This window comes from Acinetobacter johnsonii CIP 64.6 (assembly GCF_000368045.1).
In the GTDB taxonomy this organism is placed as follows: domain Bacteria; phylum Pseudomonadota; class Gammaproteobacteria; order Pseudomonadales; family Moraxellaceae; genus Acinetobacter; species Acinetobacter johnsonii.
In genome coordinates, this window is the sequence record NZ_KB849230.1 from 79,778 (window position 1) to 93,929 (window position 14,152).

Genomic DNA, 14,152 nt, shown 5'->3' on the forward strand with positions numbered 1-14,152 from the left:
TCACAGACAAAGTTGAGGGGACATGGCTGCAGTCCATCAGTTGCAGGGGGTCGGAGCTGCCTCTGCTGCACTACTTGAAAAGTTGAATCTCTTCACTACAGATGATCTGCTGTTTCATCTGCCACGAGACTATGAAGATCGTAGCACGATCATCCCCATGAACCAATTGACTGTGGGGCGTAGCTATTTACTCGAAGGCACGATTCAAGGTGTAGACTTTCCGCCGGGTAAACGTAAATCGATGGCGATTGGACTGCAAGACGACTTTGGCAAAGTGACTTTACGCTTTTACCATATCTATAAAGGCTTAACGGATCGCGCAAAGGTTGGCAACCGTCTGCGTATTTTTGGTGAAGTCCGTGTGGGTGCGCGTGGTCTGGAAATGTATCACCCCGAAATTCAACTCATTACAGAACATACGCCACTTCCACAAACCCAACTGACTGCGATTTACCCCAGCACAGAAGGTCTGACGCAACCTAAGTTTCGTGAATACATCAAACAGGCTTTAGCCAAGCACAGTGATGATTTACCTGAACTGCTGCCCGCAAAATTTACCAATGGCTATGCACTTAAACAGGCGTTGGATTACATCCATCATCCTCCTGTAGATGCCAATATGCTGCAACTGAGCCAAGGCTCACACCCTGCCCAGCAACGTTTGATTTTTGAAGAGTTGGTTGCGCATCAGGTCAGTCTATTAAGCCGTCGCGCCTATATCCAACAAATTGAAGCACCACGTATTTCTGCCAGTCGTCAGTTTGCCAAACAACTGCTCAGCAGCTTGCCTTTTGAAATGACCAATGCACAAAAGCGCGTCTCCAAAGAAATTGTACAAGACTTAAAACTTAATAAACCGATGTTACGTTTGGTTCAAGGCGATGTCGGTGCAGGCAAAACCTTGGTCGCTGGAGTCGCAGCCTGCCATGCCTTAGAGGAAGGTTGGCAAGTGGCGTTAATGGCACCGACTGAAATTTTGGCGGAACAACATTATCTCAATTTTAAAAAATGGTTTGAACCTTTGGGACTCAGTGTATCTTGGCTTTCAGGTAAACAAAAAGGCAAAGCACGTGCCACAGCCGAACAAGCAATTGTCGATGGCACAGCGCATCTGGTGGTGGGTACACACGCCCTGTTTCAAGACAATGTCCGCTTTGCCAAACTTGGATTAGTAATTATTGATGAGCAGCACCGCTTCGGGGTCGATCAGCGCTTAGCCCTACGCAATAAAGGCGCGCAGAATATGACCCCACATCAATTGGTCATGACCGCAACGCCGATTCCACGAACTTTAGCCATGTCTGCCTATGGAGACTTAGACACGTCCGTGATTGATGAACTTCCACCCGGACGAACGCCGATTCAAACCGTGACCATTCAACTTGACCGTCGTGAAGAAGTCCTACAGCGTATTGCCAGCAACTGCCTCGAAGGCAAACAAGCCTACTGGGTCTGCACCTTAGTTGAAGAGTCTGAAACCTTAGATGCTCAAGCTGCTGAAGCGACCTATTTAGAAATTAAAGAACGTTTCCCCGAACTCAATATTGGCCTCGTACATGGCAAAATGAAAGCCGACGAAAAACAAGCAGTGATGCAACAGTTTAAAGCCAATGAATTACAACTCTTGATTGCGACCACAGTGATTGAAGTGGGAGTCGATGTACCGAATGCCTCGATCATGGTGATTGAAAATGCGGAACGTTTAGGACTCTCTCAATTACACCAATTACGTGGCCGTGTTGGTCGAGGTGCCAAGGCTAGCTTTTGCGCTCTGTTATATAAAAGCCCGCTGTCTCAAAATGGACAAGAACGCTTACGCGTCATGCGGGAAACCAATGATGGCTTTTTAATTGCCGAAAAAGATTTGGAAATTCGTGGCCCTGGTGAATTGCTCGGTACCAAACAAACGGGTGATATGGGCTTTCGTGTGGCGAAACTAGAACGCGATGATCATTTGCTCAATCAGGCACATTATGTCGCAGCTCAGATTTTAAAAGACTATCCACAAAATGCTGAAGCCTTACTGAAACGCTGGCTGCCTGAAGCACCACGCTATGCATATGTTTAGTCATCTGCTACATACTGCCAAACAGTTGCTACACAGAGCACAGCCCTGTCAGTTGTGTGGCATTGTACGCGCAGATCTACATTCGGTCTGTTTGGATTGCTGGCAACAACTCCCACTGCATCCACAGACCATTGAAAAACAAGAGCTGAGTATTCATGTGGCGGGACATTATCAATATCCTTTAGATCATCTTATTCAGCAGTTCAAATATGAACAACAACTGCATTGGCAGCCTCTACTGTCAGGCATTCTTCAGCAAATTCGCTTCCCTAAAGTGCAAGCAATTGTTCCAATGCCGATTTCGAGCCAGCGTTTAGCCGAACGTGGCTATAACCAATCAATGATCCTCGCCAAAGACTTAGCCAAGCAGCTAAATGTGCCCATTTGGCAACCTGTGATACGACTGCATCAACATTCACAAAAAGGACTCAGTCGACTGGAACGCTTAGATCAAATTCATCAACAGTTTAAAATCGATCCACAGCAACGTCAGTACGTAAAACTCTACCGACGTGTTTTGATTTTGGATGATGTCGTGACCACAGGCAGCTCCATTCAGGCACTGACTTTACAACTTGAACAATTGGGTTGTCATAAAGTCAGCGCCGCGTGTATTGCCTATGCACTTGAATAATTAGACTACGTCAATCAGCAAATGTTCACGTACCCATGGCATGACCACCTCAGTGGTTAGCGGTGCAAGTGCAGCCTGCTGGTCATTCAAACTGACCCATTTCATTTCTGCAATTTCAGCCGCAATTTGTGGCGCTTGCTGAAGCTGAACATGGTAAACATAGCTCACCAATTTAAAATCAGGTTCATTGGCAGTGGCAGTTTCAAAACGACCAACAAACTGTTCAATCGTCGCATCACTTCCAATTTCCTCCCGAATCTCACGCAGCATGGTTTGCTCAGGTGCTTCATTGGGCTCAAGCTTACCACCCACTTGCATAAAACATGCGGTGTTCTGCTTACGCACCAACAAAAGCTGCTGCTGTTCATTCACAATAATAGCCGCAGCGACAGTAATCACCTTCATGCTTTGACATCCAACAACTCAGGATCAACCATGCCCCACTTCGGTTCAGGTGCTTGGAACTGATCCATCTGCTTTAAAATTGCTTTCACTGAATCCGATACAATCAGGCTGTCGGTAAAGCGTGCATGGGTAAAGCCTTTGTCGGTGGTCATCTTTAGGAATTTAAGTAAATCATCATAAAAGCCATTTACATTTAAAAAGGCATTCGGCTTGAGGTGAATGCCGAGCTGAGCCCACGTCCATTGTTCAAAAATTTCTTCTAAAGTCCCTGCGCCGCCAGGCATTGCAATAAATCCATCCGACAAGGCTGACATTTTCAGTTTACGCTCTTGCATGTCTTTAACGACATGTAACTCGGTCAGACCTTGATGCGCCAGCTCACGATCCACCAGCACGTGTGGAATCACGCCAATCACTTGACCGCCTGCCTCTAATGCACTGTCTGCCACAATACCCATTAAGCCCGAACGACCACCACCATAGACCAAGGTTTTGCCTTGTTCTGCAATGGCGTGTCCAACCTGACGTGCTGTTTCGGAAAAGATTTGATCTGAACCTAATGCGGAACCACAAAAGATCGCAATTGAATTTGTCATTTTTTACTCTGATATTTAATTGTCATGCAACTTCACTAAAATGAATGGATATTTTTTAGCAATTTAACCATTCGATCAGTGTTTTTATTGCAATCCTTGTCTAAAATACACCCATCCACTTCAACCATTACTGCGCAAAGGAGAAAGACGGCATGCTTGAAGCCTTTTACGCCACAGAGCGCGGTAGCTTAGAAGACATCACCATTAATGGCGATTTCGATCTTCAGCCCGATTTGGTCTGGCTTGACCTCATTGCTCCCTCCCAAGAAGAACAACAGTGGATTTTAGATGCATATGAACAAAATTTACCTACGCTAAAATCACTCGAAGACATTTCATCTTCAGCTCGATTCTACCGTGATGACGACGGTATTTTGCATATCAGTACGTATTTTTTAACGAAAAATAAAAACTATCAAGTCGATGGTGAGCCTGAAGAAAGCAGCGGTGCCCTTGCCACGGTACAAACTGTCGCTTTCATTTTGCATAAAGAACGGCTCTTTACCCTTCGTGGGGAAAAATTGGTGGCGTTCCGTGCCTTTCGTGCGCGTGCGCGCCGCAATGACTACGAAATCGACTATAAAGATCCAACGTGGATCTTACTCGGTTTACTCGAGGCCAAGCTGGACGAGCTTGCGGATATCTTAGAAGATATCCACAAGGACTTGGAAAAGTATTCCACAGAAGTACTGAATAACCGTCACCGCGAGATGATTCTCGACTTAGATGACATGATTACCCGTCTGGCACACTTGGAAGATATGCTTGGAAAAGCACAGTTGTGTTTGATTGACTTACGCCGTGTACTGACCTTTCTATCACGCCCACGTGCTTTAGGCAGTCATATTTATGATGCAGACATTCGAGAGCTCAGTGAAGACGTTCGCTCACTGGTTGAGCACGATGCCTTCTTGTTCCAAAAAGTGCGATTCTTACTGGATACCACCTCAGGCTTCATTAACACCGAACAGAATGACACTATTCGTCGCTTCTCTATCTTACCCAGTATGCTCGCTCCACCAATGCTGATTGCCAGTATTTACGGCATGAACACCGATGTGTTGCCTTTTGCCAAAGGCGGCACCAGTTTTATTGTGGTGAGCCTGATCTTAATGGCCTTCTTGATTGGTCCGCTCATTTACTTCCGCTGGAAGAAATGGATTTGAGTACACGTTAAAACATTGCTTTTCCTCATAGATTTAAGAAACGCAATAAATAAAAAAAGCACCTTAGAGTGCTTTTTTTATTTAAGGGATTAACTTTAAGTCATCCTGTAAATGACAGGCTTGAATCACTTTCATCATTTTTTCAGGTACAGCTTTAAAATGTAAACTATGTGCATCGGGTGTTTGACGCAACCAACGCACCAATACTGCCAGTGCTAGTGTACTACCATGCTCAAGCTGGGCCAGATTCACCACCACAGGATAAGACTGTGACTGAATCACCTTTAGACCTTGTTGATAGTAGCTTTCAGCATTGTCATATGTAATCTGACCTGAAAGCTGCATTTCCTGATTGCTAAAGTTAATCACCTTTCACCTACTTATTTTTTCTTTTCAACCGCAGCTTCTGCATCAGGTTGGAAGTTTGCAATCGCTTTATCTAGGTCGCCGCCATTACGTTTAACTGTTGCCGCGAACTGATTACGGAACTGTAAACCAAGGTCAATACCCGACACATTGATATTACGGATTTTCCATTGGTTGCCTTTATCCGCCAACTGGAAAGACACTGGGATTTTTTCGCCTTTGTTATTAAAGTCGATCGTCACCACAGGGTTTTTGCTATTGGTTTCTTTATACGGACGGATGGTATATGTCTGATTGCTGAACTTCGCAAATGCAGTACCGTAGTTTTCAATCAGTGTTTCACGGAAATTATTTTCAAACTTCGCGCGTTGTGCAGCTGTACTGTACTGATTGGTTGCATAAGTCCCCATCACAATACGAGAAAACGCTTGTGAATCCACATATGGGTCTAAGTTTTGACGAACAATCGTTTTCACCGCAGCTGGGTTGTTTTGGAGTTTGGCATGATCCGCTTTTAAACGCGCAATCAAACCATCTGCCACTTTTTTAACAAAAGCAGGTGGTGCTTCACTTGGTGCTGCAAAAGCAGTACCCGCAAACATTGTAGTTAAAATGCTAGCTGTCAGTGTTTGTTTCAATAAAGTATTCACTACAATTGGTCCTCTTCAAATCATTCAACAAATGACACGTTGGCATCTGCTGTTTCAGCAGTTTCAGGTTGCTCAGTTGTTGCTGAAGCATCTTTCGATTTACCTGCACCGCCCGTAATAAATTTAGTAATTAAGTCTTCTAGGTCCATTGTGCCTTGGGTATTGCCAATGCTTTCACCACGTTTCACGTAGTTCAAACCACCCCCTGGAACAATTTTCAAGTACTTCTCCCCTAGCAGACCATTGGTTGCCACCATAATATAAGCATCTTCATCAATGCTGGTGATGGACTTCATGTTCGCAATAAGTTGCTTTTCCATTTCTTTTTGTTGCGCAGCATCCGCAGCGGTATAGTCGCTACTGTAACGAAGCTCTTCAAGTGCATTCTTTTCAACTTCTTTGAGTTGTGCTGCATTAAAGGTCGTTAATTTACCATCTAAAGAAAAAGAAACCGTCGCTAAACGTGTCACAGGGTCTAAGCTAATTTGATCAACTTGACCAATTTTCACCCCACTCATCGTCACTTTCGCACGTGGTTTTAAACCATTTACATTATCGAAGGTTGCACTCATTTCATAGCGATCACTGAGATTTGATCCCACCAAACCACTCACTCGCATCGCAATAAAGAACAAAGCGATACCGAATAAAATGACAAATATGCCGACTGCCAGCTCACTTGCACGTGATTTCATTAAACACCTCCAAACATGACCGCAGTCAACACAAAATCAAAACCTAAAACACAGAGCGATGAATACACCACAGTGCGTGTGGTTGATGTCGCAATACCTTCAGATGTCGGTTCACAGGCATAGCCTTGATACACCGCAATCCATGTACAAATTAAAGCAAAAACAAAACTTTTAATGATGGTGCCATTCAGGACATCTTTATAGAACTCTACGCTACTTTGAATGCCACTCCAGTAAGAGCCTTCATCTGCACCCAAGAAGTCCACACCCACCATTTTACCGCCCATAATCCCCACCGCAGCGAAGATGACAGACAACATCGGCAAACTAAAAATACCGGCCCAAAGTCGCGGTGAAATTACACGTTTAAGTGGATCAACCCCGATCATTTCCATACTGGACAACTGCTCTGTAGCTTTCATTAAGCCAATCTCAGCCGTTAATGCAGAACCCGCACGACCTGCAAACAGCAATGCTGCAACCACAGGTGCTAACTCACGTAGTAAGGTCAAAGCAACTGCTGTACCCAGCATCGCTTCACTACCAAAGGTCACCAAGATGCTATACATCTGCAACCCGAGGACAGCACCAATAAATAGCCCTGACACCACAATAATAAGCAGTGATAACACCCCAACACGGTACATTTGGTAAACAAATAACCGAACACCTAAAGCAGTGGGCATCGAAAATAAAATTTGTAATAACATCAGGCTGGCAACACCAATGCCGCGAACCCGTTCAATCACGCGTCGACCTAAGAGTGCTATCGCATTCATGCTTGCACCTCAGTATTTAGATATGCCTTATGGCTAAATTGATAATCGACAGGCCCTTCAACTGCACCTGTTAAAAACTGTTTAACAAACGGAGAGGCATTCGCCTGTAACTGTTCAGGCGTGCCTTCACCTTGCACCTTACCTTCAGCAACAACATAGATATAGTCTGCGATCGATAAGGTTTCAGCCACATCATGCGAGACAATAATTGTTGTTAAATCAAGAGCTTCTCGCAATGATCGAATCAGACGTGTAAGTACACCCTTCACAATTGGATCTTGTCCTGCAAATGGCTCATCGTACATGATCAGCTCAGGATCCAGTGCAATTGCACGTGCCAAAGCAACACGACGGTTCATCCCACCTGAGAGCTCAGAAGGCATCATCTGTTCTGCGCCACGTAAGCCGACAGATTCTAGTTTTAAAGATATAATTTCTGACAGTAAATGCTCAGGCAGCTTGGTATGTGCTCTTATCGGAAAGGCCACATTTTCATACACCGACATATCGGTAAACAATGCGCCACTTTGAAAAAGCATGCCCATACGCGCACGCGCAGCGAATAACTCTTTGCGTGACATTTTCGCAATATTTTGCCCATCAAAAAGCACTTCACCTTGGTCAGGGGTCAATTGACCGCCAATTAAACGCAGTAAAGTGGTTTTACCTGTACCCGATGGTCCCATAATGCCCGTAATTTGACCCTGTCGAATTTTTAAATTGACCTGATCATAAATGACACGTTCCCCTCGCTTAAAGCTCAGATCTTTGACCTCAATGAGGGCTTGAGCAGTCAGAGGCGCTTGATTATTCATAGCTGTGCGTTTTCCTGCATTTTTTCAGCATGCATACTATAAAGGATTAAAAAAAGATATGTTAGCGTATTCCGTGTCTAATTTTGTGCACGAATTGATTTCAGTTGGTTGTATTTATATTTATTTGAACGGCGAAAACAAGCTACATAAGATGAATTGCTTCATCCATAACGACTATAGACAAAGAAAAGAATGTTGCAAATCAGCAAAAAGAGTCCGAGATAATGTGCCATATTGACCTCTTTCACGTCAGAGAGTGTGACGATTGATTCAACCTCATTATTGTGCATCATTATTATCAATACAATTAAAATATGACTCAGTATACATTTTAATTTATTTTTTTACAGCCGTAGACAAAAAAAAACCAGTGTTTCCACTGGTTTTTTTATTCATTCAGAATTAGTCGTTAAACTTACGACGTGGGCGGTCAAAACCACCTTCAGTACGTGGACGATCTGAATTAAATTCACGCTTAGGACGGTCTTCGCCACCAAAAGTACGCTTAGGACGGTCTTCACCACCGAAAGTGCGTTTTGGACGGTCATCACTAAAAGAACGTTGTGGACGGTCGCCAAAACCACCTTCACGACGTGGCGCTGGACGATCACCAAAATCACGTTTTGGACGGTCACCAAAAGAACCTTCACGACGTGGTTTGTAGTCTACACGGTTACCGCGGTTGTCATCATTCGAGTCAAAACGTGGCTTATCGTTGAAACCGCCTTCGCGACGTGGACGATCAGAGTTGAATTCACGCTTTGGACGGTCATCAAACGAACGTTGTGGACGATCACCGAAACCACCTTCACGACGTGGCGCTGGACGATCACCAAAATCACGTTTTGGACGGTCATCAAAAGAACGTTGTGGACGATCACCGAAACCGCCTTCACGACGTGGACGATCATTATTAAACTCACGACGTGGACGATCTTCACCACCAAATGCTGGACGATCACCACGAGGTTTGTCATCGTAGCTACGACGTGGACGGTCATCACCACCTTCACGACGTTTAAAGTTAGACTCACCTTCGAAACGAGCACGACCGCCGCCATCACGACCACCGAAACCACCACGACCACGACCGCCGCCATCACGACCACGACCACCGCCATCACGACCACGACCGCCGCCATCACGACTACCGCGTGCAGGAGGTGGAGATGGCTCAAGACCTTCAATTTCAGATACATTCAAACGTGCATCTAAGAAATCTTCTAAAGCACGGATTTTACCGCGTTCACGGTAAGTTGCTAAAGTGATTGCTTTACCAGTACGACCCGCACGACCTGTACGACCAATACGGTGTACATAGTCTTCGTTCTTCATTGGAAGACCGAAGTTGATTACGTGTGAAATAGTTGGTACGTCAAGACCACGTGCAGCAACGTCAGTTGCAACTAAGATTTTTGCACGACCTTCACGGATGCTACGTAAACGACGGTTACGAACAGTTTGTGGCATAGCACCATGAAGTGCTACAACTGATAAACCTGCTTCAGCCAATTCTTCAGCCAACATATCGGTGTCTTCTTGAGTAGAAGCGAATACAACAGCTTGATCTACGTCTTCAGCACTTAACCAATGCGTTAGTAATTTTTTCTTGTGCTCAAAGCCATCAGTCCAGTGTAAAGTCTGAGTGATGTCAGTATTCGTAGAGTGACCAGTTTCGATTGCAATACGTTGTGGATCATTCATCATGCGTTCAGCAAGTGTAATGATACGACCAGCAAATGTTGCAGAGAACATTAAAGTCTGTTTACGGTTTGCAGCAAGATCGCTGATTGCTTCTAAGTCTTCAGAGAAACCTAGATCAAGCATACGGTCTGCTTCGTCAACAATAAGCGCATCAACTTGGTCTAATTTAATTTGACGACGGTTTACAAGGTCAAGTAAACGACCTGGAGTCGCAACAACAACTTGTGCACCTTTTAACTGTTGGATTTGCTTACCAAACGGCATACCACCCATGATCGCTGCAATACGTGCACCTTTCATATGACGGACAAAACCAATCGCGTCTTGGCTTACTTGCTGCGCCAACTCACGAGTTGGGCAAAGAACCAAGATATTCGGTTGTGTAATTGCTTTCATACGTTCTTTGAACGGAACGAAAGTCTCTTGTGCTGCAAGTGCGTTTAACGTTGGAAGTAAGAACGCCGCAGTTTTACCTGAACCTGTTTGGCTAGATACTAAAAGGTCCTTACCTTCTAAAGCTGCAGGAATCGATTGTTCCTGTACAGGCGTAGGAGAAGTAAAACCTAAGCTTTGTAAAGCTTGTTGTAACGATTCATGTAAAGGAAAATCAGCAAAAGTTTTGCTCATAGAGTATTTCACCCGAAAAATGGGTGCTCCATTAAATATATGGTCTGATGGACATCGGCAAAAAGCGGCACAGCAATAATCGCTGAAAATATAGAATCAGCGGCGATCCGAGAACGACGATGCGTATAACGCACATTTGATTACAGCCGCAACCTGAAGGAATCGCTTAAGCGATTGGGTGGGGCGCGAAATAATGTCCTCTCTTTGGACCGGACGCGCATACACAATGATAGAAGAGAATGTTCAGGTAATGAACGAAATTTAGTGCGTGGGCGGAGTATAGCAGGATATTTTTAAAAGTCACCTCTTTTCGTGAAATTGATACAATATTTTCCTCAAAGATTGAATAAATGCAGGTTTTCACTTTAATTTTTTTGACCATCTAGAAAAATATTGAATAGCATTCTACGTTCTATCCCTCAACTATCAGCCATAAAACACAATTAATCGTACTAGCTCTCTAATGTTGCCGTGATTTGACTGGTATCTGACCTGTAATGAACATTACACACAGCAAGCTTAAATAGGTGTCTATATGCTGGCTAATTTTAACCCACTTTATTTCTGAGATAGAGTGATCTTCATTAAGAGGTGATCAGAATCTGGCACAGCCTATGTTTTACAATTGAATAGAAGTCAAAGCCATAAAATAAATCACTACAAAGCTTTTACTTTTTTCATGTCTCATCAAAGAAAAAGCCCTCATAAGAGGGCTTTTTCAATGTCTTAAACACGATCTGCATACTATTACTTAGCAGCTTCACCCCAAGCAGGTACAACTGCTTTCATCAGAGGTTTCAACATTTTCATAGAACATGCCAGTACTTGGCCATTTTCCATAGATTCGCTACCACCACGTGCATCAACCACTGTGCCGCCCGCTTCTTTCACGATCAACTCACCAGCTGCGATATCCCAAGGCTTTAAGCCGAGTTCGAAGTATGCGTCAAAACGACCTGCTGCCACATACGCCAAATCTAATGCTGCTGAACCTGTACGACGGTATTGCGCGCCAGCTTCAGTCACATTTAACAATGAATCAAAATGATTTTTTGCATAAGAAATCACTTCACCATTACGTTTTGCACGGTAAGCATGACCCACAGACATGAATGTATTTTCAAGACTGTCTTTCACGTTTACGCGAATACGGCGTTGGTTCATCATAGCACCACGACCACGACTTGCAGAGAACAACTCATCTTTCACAGGGTCGTAAATTACGCCGTGTTGAGTAATGCCTTTATGTTGAACTGCAATAGAGATACAGAAGTGAGGAACACCGTTAATGAAGTTTAGAGTGCCATCAAGTGGGTCGATGATCCAACACCAATCTGCGTCGTGACCTTTACCTTCTTGAAAACCAAACTCTTCACCAAGGAAGCTGTGATTTTTATAGCTTTTACGTAGGGTATCGATAGCCAATTGTTCCAAATAACGGTCTACACGCGTTACAGGACCATCAATTCCTTTTTCTTCGACTTGTAGATCGAGCTTATGACGATTTTGATGCGCTTTTAAAAGCTCTTGACCGACTAATTGAGCCGCACGCGCAGCCATCACCACCATAGGTTCCATTGAACACCCACTACAATTTGAAGATATTGATAAAGAATAATGCATAAAAGCCCGCGCATCTTATCAAAGATCGGGGCTTTTAGGGAAAAAATGTTTCTAAAATTTAAAAACGGCGCTTAAACCATATGTACAAGTTTCGACCAGGCTTGGCGCACTGAGCTTTCAATGCCTTCTGCATCTAGTCCTGCCTGATGCAACATTTGCGCATGAGTCGCTTGATGCATGAATGTATCCGCTAAACCGAGATTTAACATCGGTTTCATGATTTGAGCCTGTGCCAAATATTCATTGACTGCACTGCCCGCACCCGCCATCACCGCATGTTCTTCAACCGTAACAAATAAAGCCGTTGATGGTGCTAAAGTCACTATCATCTTTTCATCAAGCGGTTTAACAAAGCGCATATTCACCACACGAACCGCTAAATCTTGCTCAGCTAATTTCTGTGCTGCCTCTACTGCGGCCTGAACACGACTACCAAAAGCGAGAATGCTAATAACGTCGTCTTGGGCATCATTAAAGCTCGCTACAATTTCAGCCTGACCAATTTCCATCGGGGTCATCTGTTGTTGAATTTCAACACCCAAACCATTGCCACGCGGGTAACGCACTGCAGCAGGACCATTATATAAATAAGCGGTATGCAACATTTGACGACATTCATTTTCGTCTTTTGGCGCCATAATCACCAAATTCGGTACGGTACGCATAAAGGCATAGTCATAGGCCCCAGCATGAGTCGGGCCATCTTCACCCACTAAGCCTGCACGGTCGATACCAAAGGTAACATCTAGATTTTGCAGGGCCACATCATGAATCAATTGATCATAGCCACGTTGCAAGAAAGTCGAGTAAATGGCCACCACAGGTTTTAAGCCTTCACATGCCATACCCGCCGCCAAAGTTACAGCATGCTGTTCTGCAATCGCGACATCAAAAAAGCGTTGTGGATACTGTTTGGCAAAACCCACCATACCTGAGCCTTCGCACATGGCAGGGGTAATCGCCAGTAAGCGCTCATCTTGTGCGGCTTCATCACATAACCATTGACCAAAGACATCTGAATATTTGGGCGCCGTTTGCGGAGCAGACTTGGCATTTATTTTTGTAATCGCGTGATATTTGATTTGGTCAGCTTCAGCAGGTGCAAAGCCTTTGCCTTTTTTGGTATAGACATGAATTAAACGTGGCCCTTTACGTTTTTTTAATGCGCTAAAGACTTGTGTCAACTGCTCGACATCGTGCCCATCAAAAGGCCCAAAGTAATCAAAACCAATCGCTTTAAATACGTTGTCGGCCGCATCTGTCGCTGCGCTATGTAAGCGCGAGTTATAGATCCATTCAGGATGTGGCTGTACATAAGCTTCGCCATCCGCCGAAATATTAATGGACTGACCACTTTCCCAAATTGAAGCCAGATGCTTAGCAAAACCACCTGTGCTGCATGAAATCGACATATCATTGTCATTCAGCACCACCATCAAGTCCGCATCATGCGCGACTGCATCGTTCATAGCTTCAAAGGCCATACCCGCTGTCATCGCCCCATCGCCAATGATAGCGACCACTTCACATGGATTGTTTTGATAACGACGTGCCAGCGCCATACCTAGGCCTGCTGAAATCGCAGTCGAGGAATGTCCAACCCCAAAGGTATCAAATACCGATTCATCACGCGCAGGAAAGGCAGCTAAACCATCTTTGGCACGAATCGTTGTGAGCTGTTCACGGCGGCCCGTTAATGCTTTATGCGGATAAGCTTGATGACCGACATCCCAAATTAAGCGGTCATTCGGCGTGTTAAAGCAATAATGTAATGCCACGGTGAGTTCGACTACACCGAGGTTTGCACCAAAGTGCCCCCCACTTTGTCCTGCGGCATACAGAATAAATTGACGTAGCTCGTCTGCCACTTGTGCTAATTGACTTTGCTCAAGCGAGCGAAGTTGTTGAGGATGATCAATCGTATCCAACAACGGTGTTACAGGGCGATGAGCTGGTATTTCTGTATACAACATAATATGGCAAAGCCTTCTAAAGCCTGGCAAATCTAGCTAGGTCAAATGGGT

13 protein-coding genes are annotated in these 14,152 nt (G+C 44.5%); 3 read left to right on the forward strand and 10 right to left on the reverse strand.

What is annotated here, in order from left to right:
• Positions 1-22: 22 nt before the first annotated feature.
• A complete protein-coding gene (recG, locus tag F986_RS01490; RefSeq protein ID WP_004691354.1) occupies positions 23-2,068 on the forward strand; it encodes an ATP-dependent DNA helicase RecG in 2,046 nt (681 codons plus the stop codon).
• On the forward strand, positions 2,055-2,702 hold the full coding sequence (locus tag F986_RS01495) for a ComF family protein (RefSeq protein ID WP_004691355.1): 648 nt from the start codon (positions 2,055-2,057) through the stop codon (positions 2,700-2,702). Before recG ends, F986_RS01495 begins: the two co-directional genes overlap by 14 nt.
• Here the strand turns inward: F986_RS01495 and F986_RS01500 are convergent, their stop codons facing one another.
• Entirely contained in the window at positions 2,703-3,107 is a 405-nt protein-coding gene (locus F986_RS01500) for an NUDIX hydrolase (RefSeq protein WP_004691357.1), read from the reverse strand. It abuts the gene before it with no gap.
• A complete protein-coding gene (locus F986_RS01505) occupies positions 3,104-3,703 on the reverse strand; it encodes an LOG family protein (protein ID WP_004691359.1) in 600 nt (199 codons plus the stop codon). The genes F986_RS01500 and F986_RS01505 overlap by 4 nt, the downstream gene beginning before the upstream one ends.
• A 152-nt stretch (positions 3,704-3,855) precedes the next feature.
• On the opposite strand from F986_RS01505, the gene F986_RS01510 reads away from it, so the two are divergent.
• Positions 3,856-4,869: a CorA family divalent cation transporter gene (locus tag F986_RS01510; protein WP_004691361.1), complete on the forward strand. Its 1,014-nt coding sequence runs from the start codon at positions 3,856-3,858 to the stop codon at positions 4,867-4,869.
• Between the two features lie 81 nt (positions 4,870-4,950).
• On the opposite strand, the gene F986_RS01515 is transcribed toward F986_RS01510, so the two are convergent.
• From F986_RS01515 to dxs, 8 genes are all read right to left on the reverse strand, one after another.
• Positions 4,951-5,238, reverse strand: a complete 288-nt coding sequence (locus F986_RS01515) for an STAS domain-containing protein (RefSeq protein WP_004691363.1) — start codon at positions 5,236-5,238, stop codon at positions 4,951-4,953.
• Between the two features lie 11 nt (positions 5,239-5,249).
• Positions 5,250-5,885 (reverse strand): MlaC/ttg2D family ABC transporter substrate-binding protein, encoded by a 636-nt coding sequence (locus F986_RS01520; RefSeq protein WP_004691364.1) that lies wholly within the window; start codon positions 5,883-5,885, stop codon positions 5,250-5,252.
• Positions 5,886-5,905: 20 nt separating this feature from the next.
• Positions 5,906-6,580 carry an outer membrane lipid asymmetry maintenance protein MlaD gene (mlaD, locus tag F986_RS01525; protein WP_004691366.1) on the reverse strand — a complete coding sequence of 225 codons (675 nt, stop codon included), beginning with the start codon at positions 6,578-6,580 and terminating at the stop codon, positions 5,906-5,908.
• The gene (gene mlaE / locus F986_RS01530; RefSeq protein WP_004691368.1) at positions 6,580-7,359 is read right to left on the reverse strand and encodes a lipid asymmetry maintenance ABC transporter permease subunit MlaE; all 780 of its coding nucleotides are present in this window, start codon (positions 7,357-7,359) and stop codon (positions 6,580-6,582) included. The genes mlaD and mlaE overlap by 1 nt, the downstream gene beginning before the upstream one ends.
• Positions 7,356-8,174 (reverse strand): ABC transporter ATP-binding protein, encoded by an 819-nt coding sequence (locus F986_RS01535; protein WP_004691369.1) that lies wholly within the window; start codon positions 8,172-8,174, stop codon positions 7,356-7,358. Before F986_RS01535 ends, mlaE begins: the two co-directional genes overlap by 4 nt.
• A gap of 402 nt (positions 8,175-8,576) precedes the next feature.
• Positions 8,577-10,505, reverse strand: a complete 1,929-nt coding sequence (locus F986_RS01540) for a DEAD/DEAH box helicase (RefSeq protein WP_004691371.1) — start codon at positions 10,503-10,505, stop codon at positions 8,577-8,579.
• Between the two features lie 747 nt (positions 10,506-11,252).
• Positions 11,253-12,083 (reverse strand): inositol monophosphatase family protein, encoded by an 831-nt coding sequence (locus F986_RS01545; protein ID WP_004691373.1) that lies wholly within the window; start codon positions 12,081-12,083, stop codon positions 11,253-11,255.
• A 116-nt stretch (positions 12,084-12,199) separates the two neighbouring features.
• Positions 12,200-14,101, reverse strand: a complete 1,902-nt coding sequence (gene dxs, locus F986_RS01550) for a 1-deoxy-D-xylulose-5-phosphate synthase (RefSeq protein WP_004691375.1) — start codon at positions 14,099-14,101, stop codon at positions 12,200-12,202.
• Between the last annotated feature and the right edge of the window lie 51 nt (positions 14,102-14,152).